At 37.8% G+C, this 22,753-nt stretch carries 18 protein-coding genes and 2 tRNA genes; 11 read left to right on the forward strand and 9 right to left on the reverse strand.

What is annotated here, in order from left to right; genetic code table 11:
• Positions 1-21 precede the first annotated feature (21 nt).
• The 8 genes from IW16_RS08770 to IW16_RS08810 all read right to left on the reverse strand — a co-directional run bounded on the left by IW16_RS08770 (position 22) and on the right by IW16_RS08810 (position 6,364).
• The gene (locus IW16_RS08770) at positions 22-807 is read right to left on the reverse strand and encodes a TatD family hydrolase (RefSeq protein WP_034742282.1); all 786 of its coding nucleotides are present in this window, start codon (positions 805-807) and stop codon (positions 22-24) included.
• A gap of 32 nt (positions 808-839) precedes the next feature.
• A tRNA-Gly gene (locus tag IW16_RS08775) sits at positions 840-908 on the reverse strand.
• 131 nt (positions 909-1,039) lie between these two features.
• Positions 1,040-2,956, reverse strand: a complete 1,917-nt coding sequence (locus IW16_RS08785) for a hypothetical protein (protein WP_034742285.1) — start codon at positions 2,954-2,956, stop codon at positions 1,040-1,042.
• Entirely contained in the window at positions 2,943-3,368 is a 426-nt protein-coding gene (locus tag IW16_RS26075; protein WP_083536115.1) for a hypothetical protein, read from the reverse strand. The genes IW16_RS08785 and IW16_RS26075 overlap by 14 nt, the downstream gene beginning before the upstream one ends.
• Positions 3,369-3,482: 114 nt before the next feature.
• Positions 3,483-3,553, reverse strand: a tRNA-Ser gene (locus IW16_RS08795).
• An 8-nt stretch (positions 3,554-3,561) separates the two neighbouring features.
• Positions 3,562-4,926, reverse strand: coding sequence for an SDR family NAD(P)-dependent oxidoreductase (locus IW16_RS08800; RefSeq protein WP_034742288.1), 1,365 nt, complete (start codon positions 4,924-4,926; stop codon positions 3,562-3,564).
• 70 nt (positions 4,927-4,996) lie between these two features.
• Positions 4,997-5,647, reverse strand: a complete 651-nt coding sequence (locus IW16_RS08805; RefSeq protein ID WP_034742291.1) for a hypothetical protein — start codon at positions 5,645-5,647, stop codon at positions 4,997-4,999.
• Positions 5,648-5,650: 3 nt separating this feature from the next.
• Entirely contained in the window at positions 5,651-6,364 is a 714-nt protein-coding gene (locus tag IW16_RS08810; protein ID WP_034742294.1) for a DUF434 domain-containing protein, read from the reverse strand.
• Between the two features lie 178 nt (positions 6,365-6,542).
• Here IW16_RS08810 and IW16_RS26605 point away from each other — a divergent pair, with 178 nt between their 5' ends.
• The gene (locus IW16_RS26605; protein ID WP_165571973.1) at positions 6,543-7,397 is read left to right on the forward strand and encodes a DUF4822 domain-containing protein; all 855 of its coding nucleotides are present in this window, start codon (positions 6,543-6,545) and stop codon (positions 7,395-7,397) included.
• A gap of 87 nt (positions 7,398-7,484) precedes the next feature.
• Here the strand turns inward: IW16_RS26605 and IW16_RS08820 are convergent, their stop codons facing one another.
• Positions 7,485-8,531, reverse strand: coding sequence for an MBL fold metallo-hydrolase (locus IW16_RS08820; RefSeq protein ID WP_034742297.1), 1,047 nt, complete (start codon positions 8,529-8,531; stop codon positions 7,485-7,487).
• Between the two features lie 279 nt (positions 8,532-8,810).
• On the opposite strand from IW16_RS08820, the gene IW16_RS08825 reads away from it, so the two are divergent.
• From IW16_RS08825 to hxsC, 10 genes are all read left to right on the forward strand, one after another.
• Entirely contained in the window at positions 8,811-10,961 is a 2,151-nt protein-coding gene (locus IW16_RS08825) for an outer membrane beta-barrel family protein (protein WP_034742300.1), read from the forward strand.
• Between the two features lie 239 nt (positions 10,962-11,200).
• The gene (locus IW16_RS08830) at positions 11,201-12,694 is read left to right on the forward strand and encodes a catalase (RefSeq protein ID WP_034742304.1); all 1,494 of its coding nucleotides are present in this window, start codon (positions 11,201-11,203) and stop codon (positions 12,692-12,694) included.
• Between the two features lie 78 nt (positions 12,695-12,772).
• Entirely contained in the window at positions 12,773-15,040 is a 2,268-nt protein-coding gene (gene ccoN, locus IW16_RS08835) for a cytochrome-c oxidase, cbb3-type subunit I (protein WP_034742306.1), read from the forward strand.
• Between the two features lie 424 nt (positions 15,041-15,464).
• Entirely contained in the window at positions 15,465-15,731 is a 267-nt protein-coding gene (locus IW16_RS08840; protein ID WP_034742309.1) for a hypothetical protein, read from the forward strand.
• A 312-nt stretch (positions 15,732-16,043) separates the two neighbouring features.
• The gene (locus IW16_RS08845) at positions 16,044-17,621 is read left to right on the forward strand and encodes a Na+/H+ antiporter (RefSeq protein WP_034742312.1); all 1,578 of its coding nucleotides are present in this window, start codon (positions 16,044-16,046) and stop codon (positions 17,619-17,621) included.
• 135 nt (positions 17,622-17,756) lie between these two features.
• A complete protein-coding gene (locus tag IW16_RS08850; protein WP_034742315.1) occupies positions 17,757-18,092 on the forward strand; it encodes a hypothetical protein in 336 nt (111 codons plus the stop codon).
• 764 nt (positions 18,093-18,856) lie between these two features.
• Positions 18,857-19,648 (forward strand): peptidoglycan-binding domain-containing protein, encoded by a 792-nt coding sequence (locus IW16_RS26835; protein WP_051890027.1) that lies wholly within the window; start codon positions 18,857-18,859, stop codon positions 19,646-19,648.
• Positions 19,645-20,010 carry a His-Xaa-Ser system protein HxsD gene (hxsD, locus tag IW16_RS25650; protein WP_051890029.1) on the forward strand — a complete coding sequence of 122 codons (366 nt, stop codon included), beginning with the start codon at positions 19,645-19,647 and terminating at the stop codon, positions 20,008-20,010. The genes IW16_RS26835 and hxsD overlap by 4 nt, the downstream gene beginning before the upstream one ends.
• Positions 20,011-20,015: 5 nt before the next feature.
• Positions 20,016-21,506, forward strand: a complete 1,491-nt coding sequence (hxsB, locus tag IW16_RS08875) for a His-Xaa-Ser system radical SAM maturase HxsB (protein WP_034742321.1) — start codon at positions 20,016-20,018, stop codon at positions 21,504-21,506.
• A complete protein-coding gene (gene hxsC, locus IW16_RS08880) occupies positions 21,503-22,639 on the forward strand; it encodes a His-Xaa-Ser system radical SAM maturase HxsC (RefSeq protein ID WP_034742324.1) in 1,137 nt (378 codons plus the stop codon). The genes hxsB and hxsC overlap by 4 nt, the downstream gene beginning before the upstream one ends.
• Positions 22,640-22,753: the final 114 nt, after the last annotated feature.

Below are 22,753 nucleotides of genomic sequence, written 5' to 3' on the forward strand. Positions count from 1 at the left end.
CTTCATCAGTAGAGCTCTTTTTTATAGTTTGAAAAAATTCCTTGCAGTTTCGGTGGTTTCATCTGCGACTTCAGAAATGCTGATTTTTTTCAAGTGGGCAACAGTCTGCGCCACATAAGGAAGGAAAGAAGGTTCGTTGCGGCGGTTTTGCATTCTCGGCATATTTTTCGGAAGCATAAACGGCGCATCTGTTTCAATCATCATCCGGTCCAGCGGGGTATATTTAATCACGTCTTCCAGCTGTTTAAATCTTTTCTCATCACTTATCGCGCCTGTAAATCCTAAATAAAAACCTTTATCAAGATAGATTTTCGCTTCAGCCAGTGTTCCTGTAAAACAATGAACTACTGCCTCCGGCAATCCTGAAAGATATTCGTCTGTAATCTCGTTAAACCTTTTAAAAGCCGATCTTTCATGAAGGAAAAGGGGCTTATTAACCTCAGCGGCAAGCTCGAGCTGGGCTCTGTAGCATTTTTCCTGCATAGGTCTGGGAGAAAAATCCCGGTCAAAATCCAATCCGCATTCTCCTACAGAAATCACATGATCTGATTTTAAAAGATTCCGAAGTTCCCTGATACTTTCCGTATTAAAAGATTTCGCGTCATGCGGGTGAATTCCTGCTGTAGAAAATAGAATATCGGGATATTCTTCTGCAATATCAGCGGATTCTTTACTTCCGCGTACGCTTGTTCCGGTGAGGATCATTTGTTCTACCCCATTATCCAGGGCGCGGTTGATAATTTCTTCGTGTTCATTATAGAACTGTTTATTGGTCAGGTTAATGCCAATATCAATGTATGTATTCATTTGTTTTTATTTGTTTTTATTTGTTAAAAAAGGGAGGCAAGCAGGATTCGAACCCGCGTATCATATTGGCAATGTGCGTTTTTCCATTAAACTATTGCCTCCGTTTATTTGAAATTTAAGAGTTTACTCTGTTTTTCATTGTTTTATTTTTTAAAATAGAAACAGACAGGGCCCGAACCTGCAACCTTCCGGTGAAGGGAATGTTTTTCCAGTTAAACTACTGTTTCTTTATTTATGCTTCCACTTCCAGCAATCTGAAATATTCTGATGCGGTCAGTGCTCTGGGGAAACCTCGTGGTGTAACTTCCCTTTCCAGTTCACAGATCAGAAGATCGCCCTGTCTTTTCAGACATTTGATATATGGAATAATGTTTTCATGTATTCTGAACGTAGATGCAACGGCGGTGAGTGCATTTCCTTTATACTCCTGCTCTATCCAAAGCCAGTGTTCCTTTTCTGTGGAAGGGCACCAGCATTTTACAGCGTAGGAATACTGGTCTGTTTCACGCCAAGTATAAATTCCTAATTTTCTATTTTCAATTTTATACACTTCATAACGGTTGATTCTCCTGATCTGGGTTTTATTTCCGTTTTGATCGTATTCATTGTAATTCAGTTCCACTTCTTCTTCATTGATCTTTTCTGCTTCCAGACGATTCATCAGATTTCCTACTCCAATATAATTAAAACAGAAGAGACGCAGATTTCTGTCCGTGGATTCGAAGAATTCTTCAAACTGTATGGTTTCCACCCTATTCCAGAGTTTTTCTATTTTTTCCAGAATTTTGGTAAAAAAAGGAGTTTCAAATCTCGCCCACTGGCGTTCATATTCTCTCGTCATAAAGTTCTGAAAACTGCTGTGACGCAACTTCAGGATGGAAACCAGTTTCCGGATGGTGTAATTCTGCTGATGCACCGCATATTTGAAAGACGCTCCGGAAAGGATCAGCTTATCCTTGGAAAGATACATTCTGTCATTGATCTTAAAATAAATATTTTTAGCCAGATACTCAAAATGATCGTCTTTCTGGTACAAATAGAAATTGATCTGCTTCAAGGCAGGAAGACGGGAACCGTTCTGTCTTTCATCACCGAAAAAATTAATGTACTCCAGGGATTTAAAATTAACTTTAAATGCATTGATCAGCGTTCCGTTGATTCTCTTAAGATGGTCAAATTCCAAAGAAGTATGCATCTCCAGATCCCCGACTTCCTGAATTTTAGGTGCAATCGTCTGGTGGGTTTTATACGTTCCTTTTACTTTTTCCAAAGATATAAAATGACAGGTTTCCCCCTGATTCTGAATATTTCCATTCACATTCTTCAATAATGGAAATCTTACGCTTGAATTACGGTTAACAGAAATACTGCCTGAAGTCTCCAGCAATGGAAAATCTGCATAGCAACCCTGTTCCAATAGAATATTTCCCGTGATTTCCTGAAGTACCGGAAAAGAAGCTTTTGTCTTTTGAAATCTAAGGTGCCCGACTATTTTTTTAAGTTCCGGAAAATCGTGCGTAAAATAATGCCCGGTGTTGTCACGGCATTCCATATTGATCTGTCCCTGAAGAAATTCAAGGTAGGGAAAGGATACATTTTTACCATAAACAGTGATTTTTCCACGGATTTCATAGTGTGGAATAATAATATCGTTACCGAAAATATCAATATTGAAAATACCTTCTTTAGGAAGAAATTCCACTTCATACTGATGATTGATCGGGATAACAATTCTGGACTGCACCAGTTTTTTACCTCTTGCGATGACATTGGCTTTTTTAAGGGAAATATTTCCTCCTATCGTTGCCAGATTTTTAAAATCAAAATCAATGATGCATTTGAAATGACCTTTTACTGTTTCCAGCTCCCAGATTTGGGCAAAACAATGAAGGGTGAAGTTTTCTTCTACCGTCTTAAGATTGGGAAGAGAACAGTCTGCCGCATCTACAGACAAAGATCCTTTGACTGTTTTCAGGTTTGGAAAGTGACATCCTTGCCCACGCAGAAGCAGCGTTCCGTTCAGTTCTTCTATATCCCATGTGATGTTTCTGCCATATATTTCTACGGTCACATGGTCATCAAAAGCCGTCTCCGGAAGGTCTTCCGCGGAGAATACTTTATATCTTGTTATGGGATCAGTCGTATGCATTTTCTGTCAGTTGGGTTATGGGATTGTATTCCTGCTGGATGTATTTCACAAAATAGTCACTTTCTATGCGAAGGATTTTATGTTCACCGTGAAAAATAAAACCATCGCCATAGATTCTGAAAGTTTCTGTACTTCCATCTTTTTCAATGATCTTATATCCGGGGGCTTTCAGGGTATGCTGGTTGCTTGTCTTTTCCAGACAGTATTCTTTATAGGTTTTGGTGTGTTCTTCTAAGTTGTTGATTTTTTCTCTTGCCTCTGAACTTTTTCTTAGGTACGGCTTAATGTCAGATGATTCGGGAATATTCATGTTTCCTACAAAATGAAGTGTACTTTCCTGTGTGACAGGAACACCTGTTATTTCTTCAGTGGGACCGTTTTCTCTAAAAAAATCAAATATCTTTTTCAACATGGCTTTTATTTTTTGATGGTAAAAAAACAGAAAGAAAATCGGATTCGAACCGATAATTCGCTTCTCAGAAGCTGGTTTTTTCCGGGTTAAACTATTTCTTTCATTCCATTTAAAAGAAACGTACAGGATTCAAACCTGCAACATCCGGCTATCTCGCCGAAGCTCTTCCATTGAGCTAACATTCCTCTTGTTTTTACCAGGTGTTTATTTTATAATTTTTCAGCAGAACTCCGCTGTAATAATTTCCTTTTATGCCCTCAGCGATCGGATGCAGAATTCTCGCTGCTCCATCCACAGAATCCAGCGGTGGAATATATCCCTGCTCAAACTGTTTCTTTCTCAGACTCTCTTTAGCTCCTGTGGAGATCCACCCCACGTCTACAGCACTCATATAAATCTGATCGTTTTCGAATGCTCTTGCTGAGGTAAGTGTCATCATATTCAGTGCGGCTTTTGTCATATTCGTATGCGGATGAAATACCGTTTTATTACTATAGCTGAAAATACCTTCCGAAGACGTCACATTGATGATAAATTTCGCCTGAAATGCTGAGTTCTTCATTAAAGGTTTTAATTCTTTGATCAGAAAATAAGGAGCAATGTGATTGATCAGATTCACCTCTACCAGTTCATACATGGAAACTTCTTCCAGTGTAGAATTCCAGCTTGTCTTCTCTCTGTTGTCAACAGGCTGTCCAAAACGGGTAAGTGCCACCGGAGTTTCATCATTTTGCGCATATTCAAGTTTTGCGATTTCACTCGAAATTTCAGTCTGGTTGGGAAAAAGATTCTGAATATTTTTAAATTCAACCAGCATTTCTCTTTCACGACTGATGATCGGAAGATAGTATTCATCGGGATATTTTATAGTTTGAGCAGCATTATTGATCAGTATATCCAGCGTATCAAAACGGGTTTTATAAAAATCTATAAAATCCTGTATGGCCTTCAGATTTCTCAGATCCAATCCATATACCCAAAGTCTTTCTTTCCAGTCTTCGTAATCTGCTTCCTGCTGCATCATTTCCAGCGCCAATGCCGGAAAACGGGTTGTCAAAACCAAATTGGCCCCATTTCTTAGCAGTTTTAATGCTGTTGCCCACCCTACTTTTACTCTTCCTCCTGTCAAGATAACGTTTCTTCCTGTGAGGTCTGCCGTTTCAAACCGTTTTTCATAGTTTTCTGCGGCACATTTCGGGCACAGTCTTGTGTAGAAAGAATGGGCATATTGATAGCTCTGGTTACAGCAGTAGCAGTTTTTTGGAATCTGAAGCGGAGTAAGTTTCGTCTCATCTTTTTCGTCGTCATAAAAAGCAGAGTTCCCTGTTAATGCCTTTTGCATCAATACAGAATCAGAACTCACTGTAAGATCATGAGATTTCATCATGGAATAGTTTTCATGACGGATCTGTTTTTTAGCATTTTTATGAATTTTCGTGATCAATCCTGAAAATGTCTGATTGTCGGGGTTGAGAAATGGTTCATCTTTCAAGGCATGTAGAACCTTGAGACATATTTCCCATTCGTTTTGCGAAAATTTTTGATCAGAGAGCTCCATAGCTTCAGTTTATATCTGCAAAATTATTTGTACAGTGCGCAATCTTTTTACGCAGTGACGAAATTATATTTTATTCGTTGATAAATTTTTCCAGAAAGCCAATCAGTTTCTTGCCTCCATGGCTCCAACGGATTCCGTGACCTTCTTTTTCCCTGACTTCAAAAACAAGTCCGTGTTTATAATGAAAGAAAACATTCCACCAGGTTCTGTTGTCCAGAATATAAGTGATCTTTTCCATGACTTTTTCCTGCTTCTGCTGATTATTTCCTTTGATCTCACCCCAGAACTGATCATCCATTCTTCCGATATGCTTTTCGCAGGCCCTCTGTGCAATAGTCATTTCGCTGTTAAAAGGTTTCCGGCACGCTTCGAGCAGTACAGCATTCAAAGGCGGAACAGCATTTTCATCCCGGATGCTGGCAGAAGTAAGGCGCTGTCCGAGAATATTCAGCCAGTGTTCAAATGGAATTATTTCCAACTGTGATGCTTTAACCTCATCCGGAATATTGCTTTGAAATATATTGATAAACATTTCAAAACTTTCTTTTCTGTCGGTTTTGATTTCTTCATTAAAATAGGGAAGATCCCACTCCACTCTGTCTTGCTGATATTTCCGGATGTTGCTTTCCATAGTCTGCAGGTGCTCTCCGGCAAGAACAGCCTGGTATCTTTCTTTCCAGGACATTGAAATTAATGGAATATAAGGGGTAAACCAATTCATTTTTTAAACCATTTTAATGAGATGAACATCCAGTTTTTCTTCTGTAATCAGATACTCAATGAGATTAAACCATTGTTGGCAGTGATCTAAAATCCATGCATCTGAAGACACTGCAATTTCTGAGCTTTCCGCTAAAAATTTATCGGGATTGTACGCCAGCTCAGCTTCCCAGTTGAGTTGGTTTTCTTCTGCATAATCCAGAACCATCTGCTTGATCCGCCCGCTATTGGAAACCGGTTGATCAAAGATCCAGACCAGCTTACGGATTTCTGCTTTCTGAAAAAACAAAGCTGCCAGTTCTATTACCCTTTGGGTTTGATTGACTCTTTTATACGTTCCATGAACACCTGAAAGATCGCGGAAACATCCGTCTGCTCCCTCAAAAATATATGCTCCTGAGAGCAGGCTTTCCAGCAATATTAATACATTAAAGCCGTCCAGATAAACAACTTTGTCTTTTAGCTCAGAAACCTCTGCCTGTTTGAGCTTTCTATTCCCGATCTGCTGAGCTGAAGCGGCCGCACCCCGTAATGCCTGAATCTGTCTTGTTTTCAGTCTGTATCTGTTTCCAACGAGTTCGGAAGAGGCTTTTTCGGGATAATCGCGGCTTAATAAATACCGCATGTCCTGAGCTGCCATTTTTAGCTTATCAACCTGTTTTTGTGAACCGAACAGCCCATCATCTCCGGTATTTTTTCCGCGGTTTCTGTTATTCATATTCAAAAATAGTTTTTTAAACGGATAAATTTACACTTATCTGTTTCCTGACCTCTGTTTTGTATTGATTAATCAACATTTAAAATGTGGAGTTATACATTTTACAACAAAAGAGATATTTCGTACAACATTTTGATTTTCATAAGGAATATGTTTGCAGTGAATAAAAATATCGATTATGAATCCATTGAAAAAATTATGTTACCTGATGACAGCAATGATTTTGTCTGTTGCTTTTGTATCCTGTTCTGACAACGACGATGATGTTATTATTGAACAGATCACGCCCTCACAAATGCTTTCTTCTACTCCGTGGGAAACTACAGGGGCCAAAGATAAAAACGGACAGGCCGTGGACCTCAACAATCCCAGTGTGAATGGTTTTGTAGGTTTTGCGTATTTCAAAGCTGACGGAAATTTCGTTATATACGGACTGAATGATGTTTTAAGATCCCGGGGAACATGGTCTGTAGATCCTCAGGGCAAAACAAGAACCATTACAGCACTGAATCCTGACGGAACTTCAATTTTCAGCCGTGTAGTAGATATTCTTGTATTGAATAAGAATGAATTCACTTACAGAATCTATACCAATCCGAGTGATCCTTCTGTCTATTACGATATTATCCATACCAGAACACCTCACGCTGAACCTGCCAATGGACAGCTTACGCTGGCTTCTACACCGTGGGAAACTACCGGAGCAAAAGACAGCAGCGGAAATCCGGTCCCTTTAGCAGATGCCAATGTAGCGAACTATGTAGGATATTCCTATTTTAAAGCGAATGGAACTTTTACTATTTATGGATTAAACAATGTTCTTAGATCTCAGGGAACATGGTCTGTTTCTCCGGATGGAAAGAAAAGAACAATTACCGCATTAGATTCCAATGGAAATGTCATTTTCACCAGAACGGTTGATATTCTGACTCTGAATCCTTCAGAATTTACTTACAGAATTACTCCTGATGCAGGAAACCCTTCTGTGTATTATGATATCATCCACACGAAAGTGGATCATAAGGAACCATAGATCTTTTTTAATTGAGTTGATGATGAATGGACAACCGGGCTCAAATTGAGCCCGGTTTTTCTGTATCTTTTATTTTAAAATAAGAATTTACCAGGATTCTTGCCACCACTTTTTCCATGTTATTTCCCCCAGCTGATCCAGATTTACTTTTTCTCCAATCTTTGGATGCGTAACCGGCACATTGTTTTCTTCTGCATATTGTGAAACGAGTTCCAGGGGTTCAAACCAGGGATGCTGAGCCAATTTGAACTTGGAATTGTGAACAGGAATAAAGTTTTCGGCTTTGAGTTCCTGAACTTCCTTAATGATCTGCTCTGGAAGACTGTGAATATAAGGCCACTTTTCGTTGTATTGTCCGCATTCCATAACAGCCAGATCAAAGGGACCGTACTTTTCGCCGATCTCCGTAAAGTGGTTTCCATATCCGCTGTCGCCACCCAGAAAGAGTTTTTTGGACGGGGTTTCCAGTACGAAGGAAGTCCAAAGTGAAATATTGCGATTGAGTAATCTTCCGGAAAAATGTCTTGCAGGGGTCAGGGTAATTCTAAAACCATCTGCCATATCAATGCTTTCCCACCAGTTTCTTTCAATAATTCTATCTGCTTCCCATCCCCAGTACTCGAAATGCTGCCCGGTTCCTAACCCGCATATTACTTTACCTACTTTATCCTTCAGAGTCTGAACAGTTGAATAATCCAGATGATCCCAATGGTCATGGGAAATGAACAAGACATCAATGTCCGGCATATCATCCGGTTTGTAATGGTCTGAGCCAGCAAAAGCTTTTATAGAGCCTGGCATTGGAGAAGCATTTCCACTGAAAACGGGATCTACGAGGAACTTCCTGCCGTCAATCTGCATGAAATAAGAGCTGTGCCCAAACCACACCAGAACATTTTCTTCAGGCTGGAGGTTTTTCAGATCTGTTATCACAAAAGGAATGGGAGATTTTGGGGTTACATTTTCAATTTTGCACAAGGTCTGCAGGAGCAGTTTGGTCATACTTTCTCCTTCGAGCAATGCAGGGGTGGGTAGTATATTCTGAAACTTCCCATTGGCATAATTGGAAAGGGTATTGAAATAGGTTTTTCGTTTTTCATTGGGAAACTGTCCCATTTGTTTCTTTAAATTCATTCCATTGTTTTTTTATGTTCCGAACCTTTTTATGCAGGATTAAATCAGAATAATAAATATAAGGATTAGATTTCTTATTTAGATACATCGACGAATAGAGCAAGCGTTTACTTTACTTTTACTTCCAAAATTTCAGCCCTGACTCCATATATTCTATTAACGGGCATCTTACAAAACAGTCCTGCATTTCACTTGTTTTGTTAACGTTTTACTAATTTTCTCAGTTTGATGTAACAAACGTCCTTAAATAAGTGTCTTATTGGTGAAATATCACTTTGAATGAAAAAAATTATATCTTCGGCTGCTTTATTAATGGGCTCTCTGTTTTTTGCACAGGCCAAAAATGATACCATCAAGCAGAAGGAAAATCAGATTGAAGGAGTTACCTTAACCGCAAGAAAACCTACCGTAGAATCTAAAGCAGACAGAACGGTTTTTAATGTATCGAACAGTTCCATCTTAGCTGGAAACACCACTTGGGATGTTCTGAGAATGACTCCTTTGGTAAGTATAGATAATAATGATGCTGTAAAAGCAGAAGGTGAATCGGTAACGGTTTATATCAATGACAGAAAATCAGTTTTTACGGGTAAAGAATTAAAGGAATATCTGAAAACGATTCCTGCAGATAACCTGATGAAAATTGAAGTGATCACAAGTCCCTCATCACGCTATGAAAGCGCTGGTTCGGTGATCAATATCGTATTGAAAAAGAGAGATGATGAAGGAATGAAAGGGAGTGTGACGTTCAATAACAGACAGAATACAAAAAACTCACAGTATACCAACCTCAATCTTAATTATCATAAGAAAAATTTCACGCAGACCGTAGTGGGAAGTTACAGTGATAATACGTGGGCACAGAAGAATCTTTACATTAACTCTCTGTATCTGGATAATGACATTACCCAAACGAATAATGATAATATAAGCAGAAGCAAAAGTCCTTCGATATCTTCTACCTCAGAATACGAACTGAACGATAAAAATAATATAGGGGTGATCCTGGAATATTATCAGAGTAAAAGTACCACGAATTCTGATTCTGATCTGGTCCGAACTAAAAATGGCGGTCCATTCGAATCTTATCATCAGGATCAGGATGCAACAGGGCGCTACCGGACCCTTGGCACCAATATTTTTTATAAATATTATGACAAGGAGAAAAACAGAATCCTTGACGTGAATGTGGGTTCCAACTACAATTCTCAGGAAAATAATGACGAATTTTTAAAAACATTTCATTCTTCATCAGATATTATACATACCGGAGTTAATTCACATGAGCAAACGCGGAACTACTATCTTAAAGTGGACTATACCCAACCTCTTGGAAAAGGCGGCAGTTTTGAAGTGGGTGGAAAAATGGATTTCAACAACAATGTGATCCCAAATAATCTGAACCTGTACGGAGGTTTAAATAAAGATAACCTCCGGACCAATGATGTTTTTCATTATGAAGATAACATCAACTCTCTTTATGCAAACTACAGCAAAACGTTCTTCGAAAAACTGGAAACCAGAGTCGGGCTCCGCTACGAGCATATCGATTTTAAAATGAGGCAGGATGTCGCCGGTACGGAAAGAAAAGATTCTTACGGTACGCTGCTTCCTAACTTATTGCTGAAATATTCTTTTTCCACTAAATTTGATTTAAGTTTAACGTATAACCGTAATCTGTGGCGCCCATGGTATTCGGAATTCAATCCATTCCTGGTACCGACCAATGAAGGAACCTATTCACGCGGAAATATGGATCTTGAACCCAATCCGAGCCACAGGCTTTATATGAAATTCGGAATTCTTAAAAAGTATTTCATTTCTGCAAGGTATACCTATACAGACAGGGACTATTGGACTTCTTTCGTTGTAGAGGATAAAAAAACGGTCAGTCTCCCGGCCAACCTCAACGGAAAGGTTCAAAAATATTACCTGTTTGCCAATACCAATCAGACGTTTTTTAAGAACAAACTGAACGTCAATGCCGGAGTGGGATGGTATTATATTGACAACCATGATTTCAACCAGATTAATAAACTGGATGGTAAAGATTACATCAGTTATATTGGGGCATCTGCCAATTTATCGTACACCAATCTGTTTAACAAAAATATTAATCTTAGCGCGTGGGTAGAGCTTTCTAACCAGAATAACGGAAATTCCTATGCCAATAAGACCAATATTTTCCACAATATCTCCGCGACTAAACTATTTCCTAAGACACAGATGGAAGTCAGTCTTCAGCTGATGAATATTTTCAGCAGACCTGTTTTTGACAATACGTCTTACAGCCAGCAAGGAACGATTAGAAATTCCACAAGATCGGACTGGTATGGATTTTCACTTTCGTTCGTGAAACGTTTCGGAAACCAGAAAGTAAAAGGTAATACGAAAACAGATGTAGAGAAAAACAGTGGTGGCGGAAAATAGAAAAAGTCATTTGATACTTCTTTAAAAACGGTAAAATATTTACCCAATACAATAAATAAACAGCAGAGATCTCAGGATTTCTGCTGTTTTTATTTTTTAGAATTAAAGACTAGAAACAATTTACTGCAAAGGCTCAAAGATCCTATCTGATCGATTGGACCACATTGTTTTAATGATTCTGGATGAGAGTATAAAAAATGGAAGTGGGTAGCTTTACATCAAATTAAAAAGTTATTCAGATGGAAAAAAGTAATTTAACCAACAGAACGGGTGCTCCCATTTCAGACAATCAAAATATTTTAACTGCCGGCCGCCGCGGACCTGCGCTTTTGCAGGATGTGTGGTTCTTAGAAAAGATGGCTCACTTTGACCGCGAAGTAATTCCGGAACGCAGAATGCATGCGAAGGGTTCTGGAGCGTATGGCGTTTTTACAGTGACTCATGATATTACAAAATATACAAAAGCGAATGTATTTGGAGAGATCGGAAAAGAAACTCCCTTGTTTATCCGTTTTTCAACAGTCGCCGGAGAAAGAGGGGCAGCTGATGCTGAACGGGATATCAGAGGTTTTGCCCTAAAATTCTATACTGAAGAAGGCAACTGGGATCTGGTAGGAAACAATACGCCTGTCTTCTTTCTGCGGGATCCTTTAAAGTTTCCGGATTTAAACCACGCCGTGAAACGGGATCCCCGCACCAATATGAGAAGTGCCGATAATAACTGGGATTTCTGGACTCTTCTGCCTGAATCCCTTCATCAGGTAACCATCACGATGAGTGACCGCGGATTACCCAAATCTTACCGTCATATGGATGGTTTCGGAAGCCATACCTACAGTTTTATCAACAGCGAACAAAAACGTTTCTGGGTTAAATTTCATTTCAAAACCCAACAGGGAATAGAAAATCTCACCAATGCTGAAGCTAAAGCAATGATTGCTGAAGACAGGGAAAGCCACCAGAGAGACTTGTACGAAAATATAGAAAACGGCAATTTCCCAACGTGGAAAATGTATATTCAGGTGATGGAAGAGGCTGATGCCGACACTTATCACATCAACCCATTTGATTTAACGAAAGTCTGGCCTCACGGAGATTATCCGATGATCCCTGTAGGAGAATTTACCCTCAACCGAAATCCTTCCAATTATTTCGCGGAAGTTGAGCAGGCTGCATTCAACCCTTCTTCTATCGTTCCGGGAATTGGTTTTTCTCCTGATAAAATGCTGCAGGGACGTTTGTTCTCTTATGGTGATACCCAGCGTTACCGTTTAGGAGTAAACCATCATCAGATTCCTGTGAATGCTCCAAAGTGCCCTTATATGTCTTATCACCGTGACGGTGCGATGCGTACTGATGGAAATTACGGAAGTAAGATCGGTTACGAGCCGAACAGTTTCAGCCAGTGGCAGGAGCAGTCGGCTTTTCAGGAACCTCCTTTAGCCTTATCTGGAAATGCTGACCACTGGGATCACCGCGAAGATGATGATTATTTCAGCCAGCCAGGAAATCTCTTCAGACTCATGACTGACGAACAGAAGCAGCAGTTATTTAACAATACAGCAGAGGCTGTAGGAGATGCGCAGCAGTTTATCCAGATCCGTCACATCAGAAACTGTTATAAGGCAGATCCGCAGTATGGAAAAGGTGTAGCGAAAGCTCTTAATCTTCCATGGGAAACTGTCTGTGATTTTGAAGGCTATGAAATGAAAAAAATAACAGATATGGAATAAGGTCTCTGACCTTATTCTTTTATCCTTTTCTCCCCTGATTATTTACCTTAAACCTTATGCAAACCAAATATTGAAATGATGGAGCTACAAAAATTTAATTATGACAATACTATCGTGCGTGCTTTTCTGTACGCGACCATCGTGTTTGGTATTGCAGGATTTATATTAGGGCTTACCACAGCTGTGATGCTTTTTTATCCTGAACTGCCGGAATTCCTTTTTGGCACAGATGATATGACGATTCAGAGTTTGAGAGAAGGAAATATTCAGGGGCTTATCAATTCACAGGGAATCTTAGGTTTTGGGAGAATCAGAATGATGCATACGAATACGGTGATTTTTGCATTTGTCTGCAATTCCTTTTTCTGTGCTACCTATTACAGTCTGCCAAGGCTGCTGAAGGCCCCGATGTACAGCGCTACCCTGTCATGGATTCATTTCTGGACATGGCAGATCATGATCGTGGCAAGCTGGATTACCTTTGCCATGGGCTTCAACAGCTCTAAAGAATATGCAGAGCACGAATGGCCACTGGATATCCTGCTCACTTTTTCCTGGATTATTTTCGGAATCAATATGTTTGGAACGATTGCCAAAAGAAGGGTAAGACATTTATACGTCGCCATCTGGTTTTATATCGCGACATGGATTGGTGTTGCTTTACTGTACATTATCAACAATCTGGAAGTCCCATTGAGTTTCTGGAAATCATATTCACTCTACTCGGGGGTTAAAGATGCTTTGATCCAATGGTGGTATGGTCACAATGCTGTTGCTTTCATCCTGACCACTCCTATTTTGGGGATGATGTATTATTTTCTTCCGAAAGCAGCCCAAAGACCTGTATTTTCCTATAAGCTTTCTATCATCCACTTCTGGTCACTCATTTTTGTGTACCTCTGGGCCGGGCCTCATCATTTACATTATACGGCTATTCCGGCATGGACCCAAGCTGCTGCCACAGGATTTTCTATTATGCTGATCGCTCCGTCCTGGGGAGGTATGCTCAATGGCCTTTTAACCTTAAGGGGTGCCTGGGAAAAAGTAAGAGAAAATCCGGTCCTGAAATTCTTTGTAGTTGCTGTCACCTGTTATGGGATGGCTACTTTCGAAGGACCTCTTTTGGCGACTAAAACTTTAAATAAAATTGGTCATTATACGGACTGGGTCATTGGTCACGTACATTTAGGTGCATTGGGCTGGAATGGTTTTATGGCATTCGGAATTGTCTATTATCTTGTTCCAATCATGTGGAAAACCAGATTATGGTCTGTGAAGCTTGCCAACTGGCATTTCTGGCTGGGTACGCTGGGTGTTTTATTTTACGTGGTTCCGATGTATATTTCCGGTTTTACCCAGGGACTGATGTGGAAACAGTTTAATCCGGACGGTACTTTGATGTATAAAAACTGGCTGGATACGGTGACTGCTATCATTCCTTACTATAAGATGAGGTTTCTTGGAGGCGCTTTTTATCTGACCGGTGGACTTCTGATGGTCGTCAATATTTTTAAAACCATAAGGCAGGGTTCTTTTCAAAAGGAAGTGTCTGCCGAAGCACCGGCGTTAGCCAGAATCAATGGCAGAAGAGCCGGAGAAGGTATTCACTTATGGCTCGAGAGAAAACCGTTTATCTTTTCGATAGGTGCCCTTTTCACTTTATCTATTGGAGGTGCCGCAGAGATCATTCCTACCATGACCATCAAAAAAAGTGTCCCTGCCATTTCGGCGGTTAAACCCTATTCTCCATTGGAACTGGAGGGACGTGATCTGTATATCCGTGAAGGCTGTAATGCCTGCCATTCCCAGATGATCAGACCTTTCCGGGATGAGATTGTGAGGTTTGAAGGTAAAAACGGGCAATATTCCAAAGCAGGCGAATTTGTCTACGACCACCCTTTTCTTTGGGGCTCAAAGAGAACGGGACCCGATCTCCACCGTGAAGGAGAAAGAAATCCTGACTCCTGGCATCTCAAGCATATGTACAATCCAAGATCAACGTCGCCGGGTTCTATCATGCCGCGTTTCCCATGGCTGATCACCAACAAACTGGACCGTTCCCAAATGCTCAGCAAAATGAAACTGATGAAAAAATCATTTGATGTTCCTTATACCAAAGCTCAGATCGACTCAGCGAATGCGTGGGCTGACAGCCAGGCTTCGGGTATTGTGAAAAGGATCTACGAAGAAGCCGCTGATATTAAGGAACAGATAGAAAAGGAAAAAGCACTTAAAGGAAATCAGTTTGTTCCTATGGAAAAAAGAGAAATTGTCGCGATGATCGCTTATCTGCAGAGATTGGGAACGGATATTAAGACGACGGAAGTGAAAACTGCGGGGAATTAATAAAGACCGTTTTTAATATGGGTGCAAGCTCATAGCGCCAATAGGTACCAGCGGATTTGTTTTATAAATAAATAATATGGGTTGAACCTCTTCTGTATTAAAGTCATTCCCTGACAGAATAAAATAAAAACAGGCCGTCTCAGATTTGTTAGACGGCCTTATTTTGCCGAATAAGTTTTGCCCGACCTTCCCCAACTGGCTCGAGGGACTTATGAACTGGGTAGCGGACATTTGAAACAGATCCTATCCTACTTCGATAATGAATACCACCTCACCTTTCATTATTCATTTTTCACTATTCACTTTTCAATATTCACTATTCATTCTTCATTCTTCTTTATTCTTTTTTTCATCAATTCAATACTCACAGCAAAGAGAGATACCTATTTTCATTAACTTTACGATCATTAAAACTTGTATATAAATGAAAAACAAAACATTGAAATTAGCTTTAGCATCATTACTCATCGTAAGTGCCGTTTCGTGCGCTGGAGAAAATGATGAAGTCAATGACTTCCAAAACAAAGAAACAGCCATCTCAAAAAGAGAAACCGCAAAAGAGAACGAAGTTGCTAAAAACATCAACCCTTTAGGAACTCCTTCATCAACACAAAAATCAGTTGACGGAACAACAGGTCATCAGCCGCCAGACGAAACCATTGATCCTACAAAACCAGACAGACCCAAGTAAGATACCTATTCTTTCCTGCACGAGAGCTCTACTCGAGTCTATGCAGATATACCTATTCCAGGAAATTCTTTCCTGGATTTTTTTGTGCTCAAAAACATCTACGGGAATAATTAGCAGCAGAACTTATTTTTCATTCAACCCATTACAACTACAAGATTTAATACCTTTTGAGAAGAGTGAATGTAATAGACAACACAGCCCGTCCAATGGAATCTGTCATAGGCATATCTCCAACATTCAGAGTCTGTTAAATTTCAGGCAGGTTCTCCCTATTTTAAAAATTTAATATATATTTATATCTAAAATAGACACATGTTAGAAAATTTCGAATTTTATCTTTTCCTGGTTCTGCTCATTACCATGCTTATTATGCTGGCGAAAAAAATTCAGGTGGCCTATCCTGTTTTGCTTGTGTTGGCGGGACTTTTAATAAGTTTTATTCCCGGAGTACCCACCATAAAAATAGAACCCGAATTAATATTCATCATTTTTCTACCCCCTTTATTATATGAAGCCGCCTGGTCAACCTCGTGGAAAGAACTGTGGCGGTGGCGCAGAATTATTTTCAGTTTTGCCTTCGTCGTTGTGTTTTTTACCGCCTTATCCGTTGCCGTTTTCGCCAATTATTTTATCCCTGGATTTTCCTTAGCGCTGGGGTTTTTATTGGGTGGTATTGTTTCTCCACCCGATGCGGTAAGTGCCGGAGCGATTTTAAAATTTGTAAAAGTTCCGAAAAGACTGGCGTCCATTCTCGAAGGAGAAAGTCTGCTGAATGACGCTTCTTCGTTAATCATTTTCCGGTTTGCCATGATTGCTGCAGCAACCGGACAGTTTGTATGGCATGAAGCAGCCGGAAGTTTTGTGTGGATGTGCATTGGCGGTGTAGGAATCGGACTTGCCATTGCCTATATTTTTCTGAAAATGCACAAGATTTTACCCACCGATTCAAACACCGATATTCTGCTCACTTTTATTGCTCCCTTTTCGATGTATCTGGCGGCAGAACAGCTTCACGCTTCCGGAGTTTTGGCGGTGGTAAGCGGCGGTTTATTTCTCTCCTACCGCAGTCACGATTTTTTGAGCAGTGCTTCCAGAATACGTACCGTAACCGTTTGGGAAAGTTTTTGTTTTTTACTGAATGGCATTGTTTTCATGCTCATTGGTTTAGATTTGCCCGAGATCGTTTCCGGTTTAGGGGACACCGATATTTATACGGCCATCGGTTATGGAGTTGCGGTGACCGCAGTTCTGGTTGTGGTTAGAATTTTCGCAGGCTATGCCGCGGTGATTACCACTCTTATTATGAGAAACTTCATCACTGTTGCCGATGCACAGTCTCCCGGCTGGAAAACGCCTATGATCATTGGCTGGACCGGAATGAGAGGTGTAGTCTCTTTAGCTGCAGCCCTTTCCATTCCCCTGACTTTAGATGATGGAACCCCTTTCCCGCAAAGAAATCTGATCCTGTTCATCACCTTTGTCGTGATTCTTTTAACACTGCTTGTTCAGGGGCTTACCCTCCCCTTTTTATTGAAAAAATTCCCACCCATAGACCGGGACTTTGTGAAAAGCGAAAAGGAAATCGATTACGAAATCCAGAACAATCTCGCTCAGGTAGCCATTGATAAAATCCGCAGCAGCTATGCTCACAAAATAGAAAGCTTCCCCGCGTTGAAAGATCAGTTACAGCAATATGAAAACCAGTTGAGCAGTTCCGAAATCATTATTAATTACGTTGAATACCGAAATATCTACATCGACATTCTCGAAACCCAAAGAACCTGGCTTATCCATAAAAACCGCGAAGAACTTTTGCTGGACGAAGAAATCATCAGAAAACATCTTCGCCTGCTGGATCTTCAGGAGGAAAAATTGAATATGAAGAGTTGATGTTTTGAAGGTATTGAAAATGTGATGTTATGATTTTTTTTATGTTTAGAAACTAAATTTCATATTTTTAATGGGTGTGAAAAATAGGGAGGTTTAGCAAAAAGAAATTACCTTGGGCCTCAATTAGATTAAATTATGAAAATATTTATTTTTTGTAGTTTTATGATTTTGGTATCTTCTTGTGGAGAACCTGATTGTAATAATGTGAAAAAAGCATACTATCCCGAAGATTATAATTTGATAGTTGAAGAAGCAAGTATAGATAACACATGGATAAAAGTGAGAGGTTCTGTTCCCATAACCAACAAAAAATCAAATATTATGGTGCATAATAATTGGATTGACGATTTGAATGAAGTTGAAGTCGGAGATACAATAATTAAGAGAAAGGGAAATCTGGAACTTGCTGTTCATAAAAAAGATACTATTATCAGGCATGATTGGTATTGCAGAGGAAAGGCTTATAAGTAAGTTGAATGATCTATTCTAAAACGATCATCAAAAAATAAAAGCGGAATTTCTTCCGCTTTTATTTTTTGAGGGAGTGTCTCATCCCAAAAATAAGTTGACATAAAACCGACTTATTTATGAAAAAATAAGAAATAAACAGAGAAAAGCAAACGCAAAGTGACTACATAATGGCTTTTAAATTGAGTGTTATCTATTAGGTTGAAGAAGTTGATTTAACCTACAAGCAGGCTCAGATGCAGTATGGGATTCACGGGAGGAGTACGGTTTTGGTTTGGTTATGGAGATTTGTAAGTTAGATTCGAGAAAACCAAAGATTCATATTATATCCAATTCTAAAGAAACAGCAAAAGATAAAGAGGTTACTAAAAATATGAACACTGTAGGAAATCCTTCATCAACGCCAAAATCAGTTGACGGAACAACTGGCCCTCTGCCGCCAGATGAAACAATTGATCCAACAAAACCAGACAGATCGCAGTAAGATTTTGTCTTTCTTTCTGCACGAGCATCCCGCTCGTACAAACACATATATATTCCAGGAAATTCTTTCGTGGATTTTTATTTTCAATAGATTGCGAACTGATAAGAATTGAACTTTAAGAATATAGTTGTGAGTGGTTGCAAACTCCTAAACAAATTTAAATTTGTGGATCAAAAATCAACAAAATTAATAATCATATTTTCCCTTTAGTTTTTTTAATCGTTTCTTGATTAGAATCAAATAAAGTAATATTCTGTATATTTGAGTTTAATAGAACTAATACATGAAATTAATTAATCGACTACAAGCTTTAAAAGAAAGAACCTTAGCCGTACTTATAAGTTCAATAGCAAGCGTTTCTCATGTAGATGCCAAAGATGTAAAAATCTTTGAAGTAAACAATTCAAAAAAAGATATTGAAGAAAATAAAAAAATATTAAGACCGAAATTAATCTTAAAGTTAAACTTTAGTCCTAATGGTGAACATAAGGCGATGATGCATACTTCCCATAGATCTCATTCATCACATAGGTCCCACTCTTCTCATTCATCACATTATTCATCTTCCTACAGTAGAGGATCTTCAAGCTATGGAAGCGGTTCATCAAGTTACGGAAGTGGCTCTTATAATAACACACCATCATATACACCATCCTACACTCCACCAGCTCCAAAAAAATCATCTCTACCAAGTACTTTTTATGGTTTTGATAATAGTTATTCAACTAATACAAAGAAAAGTACTACTAAAACAAAGAATAGCGCTAAAAACAAAAAAAAACACTCTTCAAGTAACGGTATATACAGCCCAGATTTAAGTTCCACTTATAATAATAGTTATCCAACATTAGATATATATTATTTGGGAAGTAGAATTCTTTTCAAAGGTCTTGAAGGAAGTGATGTTGAAGAGTTACAAAAAAAATTAAAAAAACTTGGTTATGATATAATTGTTTCTGGTTATTTTGGAGATAAAACCGAAAAAGCAGTCATCAATTTCCAACAAAACAACGAATTGAAACCAGATGGGAGAGTTGGCTCCAAAACCATAGAAATCATTAACATTAAACTATGAGAAACATAAAATATAATGATGCAAAATTGAGTTTTATAATAGATAAAAACCTATATAGTGAAACTGTTGTATATAAATGCTTTTATTGGTATTTAAACGATTATGAATTTGATATAAATCCTTCAGAAAGTTTTTATCAAATTACTTTAATCAATAAAACCTTAATGAAATTTGATGAGGAAGAATTAATTTGTAGGATAAAAAATGATTTGGCTGATTTTAAATTAAGAGAAATTATTAATTACGAAACTCAAAATATAAAGGAATTAATAATAGCAAAAGCTTTATCAAATTATGAGGAAGAATATACCATTTCCACTGATGTAAGCGATCCTATTGGATTTGATCCTAAATCCTTTTAACCACAATGAATACACCTGAAAAGTTATCAAGAAAGTTTAAAGATGAGAACTATTATTCCAATAGTAATAAATATTTTTTACTTCCTTTTCGTTTTTTGAGGATTAATCAAGATCATGAACTTCTAGCCAATGATATTGGTGATTTTGTTATAGCTCCCGTAGGTACGGTAAATAAAATCGTAAGTAAAACTTTTTCAAAGTATGATAATTCCGAATTATATTATGATCTAATATCTAATTTTATAATTTCTGAAAATCAAGTTCCAGATCTATTACCTATTTTAGAAGCTAGGTATCGAACGAAAAAGTCTTTCCTCGATACTTTTACCTCTTTACATATTTTTGTAATCACGCTTAGATGTGAGCATAGTTGTCATTATTGTCAGGTCTCACGGGTTACTGAAAATCGCGATGCTTTTGATATGTCATTTTCAGATATTGATGAGGGAATTAAAATTATGATGCAGTCTCCAAATCCAGAAATTACCATGGAATTCCAAGGAGGAGAAGCGTTATTGGCGTTTGACAAAATTCAATATGCTGTAAATAGAGCAATTACAGCTGCGCAAGTATTTAACAAAAATATTTCGTTCGTTATCTGTACCAATCTTGCTCCTATAAATGATGAAATTTTAGATTTTATAGATGAAAATAACATATTAGTCTCAACCTCTTTAGATGGTCCGGATTTTATTCATAATAAAAACAGACGACGTCCTGGCAATAACAGTTACGAAATTACTATTGATGGCATTAATAAGTGCAGAAACAAACTGGGACACGACAGGGTTTCAGCTTTAATGACAACATCTACGTTTTCATTACAACATCCAGAAGAAATAATTGATGAGTATTTAAAACAAGGGTTTGGAAATATATTTTTACGTCCAATCAGTCCTTATGGATTTGCAAAATATAATCCTAAGAAAAATCATTATTTCGTCGAGGAATTTTTGGAATTTTACAAAAAAGGCCTAGCATATATATTGGATTTGAATAAGAAAGGACACAGTATTGTTGAAGATTATGCTTCAATAATTTTGAAGAAAATTTTCATGCCATTTCCTATTGGATATGTTGACTTACAATCACCTGCTGGTTTGATAAATAGTGTCATTGTATTCAACTATGATGGAAATATATATGCAACTGATGAAGCTCGTATGTTAGCCGAGAATAATGATTTTACATTTAAATTAGGAAAATTAGGTATTAACAGTTACAATGAAATATTTTATGGAGACACTGCTTTAGCAATATCTGACGTTTTTACTAATGAATCTCTTGCTGGTTGTAGTGATTGTGCATTTCAGACATATTGTGGAGCAGATCCTGTTCTTAATCATGCTACTCAGGGAGATATGTATGGATTTAGACCTACAAATATTTTTTGTAAAAAGAACAAAGAGATTATTCGTCATTTATTTGAATTAATGATAGAAGATAAAAATAATGAGAGAATTTTTAAAAGTTGGATAACAGGATATACTTTATGATACTAAAAACCAAAGGAAAAGCTGAAAACTTTAATAATATTATCGTAGGAAGGATAAGTAAGTCTAATTTTTCAATTGATAATTCGACAATTCTTCTTCAAGAAAACTTGATCGACAAAAACCTTTTAGACTCAATCAACCCTCTTGGTATTATTACTAAGTGCAAGAATAATGGTAATTTTTTTACGCCAATTATCCATTCTGTTAAAAGTCTTCAACATCTTGAAGAAAATGATATTGTTTTATTGAATAGTGATGGAGTAATAAACACTTTATACAGAACAAATTCTCCGCATAATTTTTTATTTCTTACAGAACGATGTAACAGCAACTGCTTGATGTGTTCCCAACCTCCAAAAAATAGAGATGATTCAAAATATTTCTATGAAGTAAATTCTAAATTAATTCCTATTATTCCAAAAGATTGTACACAGTTAGGAATAACAGGGGGAGAACCAACGCTTTTAGGTAATTATTTTTTTTCTTTGTTACATTTAATCAAAGATAATTTACCCCAAGCTCATATTCAATGCTTAACTAATGGTAGATCTTTTGCTTGGCAAAACATTACAGATAAGTTAGTGGAAGTTGGTAATGATAATTTAATTTTATGTATCCCTCTTTATTCTGACATCCCTGAAATTCATGATTATATTGTACAAGCTAAAGAAGCTTTCCACCAAACTGTTATTGGTATATATAACTTAGCTCGCTTTAATATAAGGATTGAAATCAGAATCGTTCTACATAAAATCACAATACCAAGATTATTAAAATTAGCTGAATTTATTTATAAGAATATGCCCTTTGTGGAACATGTAGCTCTAATGGGATTGGAAATCGAAGGTTATACACCGCACAATATCGATAAACTTTGGATTGATCCTTATGATTATCAAGAAATATTGAAAGATACAGTATATTATTTACACGATTTTGGTATAGCTGTGTCAATTTATAATATTCCTTTATGTCTGTTACCTAAAGATTTATGGCCGTTTTCTAGAAAATCTATATCGGATTGGAAAAACATATACATAGACGAATGTTCAAAATGCTCTGAGTTATTAAACTGTGGTGGCTTTTTCAAATCAAGCAGTAAAAAAAATAGTTTGCACATAAAATCTATTTAATACTATTATATTATAAATAAATAATATGCGACAGGAATTGCTTACCAAAAGTGAATTGGTAGTGTCTCCAAAACTTACGAAAATATGTTAAAACATGAATTATCCCATTTAAAA

The organism is Chryseobacterium vrystaatense, assembly GCF_000737765.1.
GTDB lineage: Bacteria > Bacteroidota > Bacteroidia > Flavobacteriales > Weeksellaceae > Chryseobacterium > Chryseobacterium vrystaatense.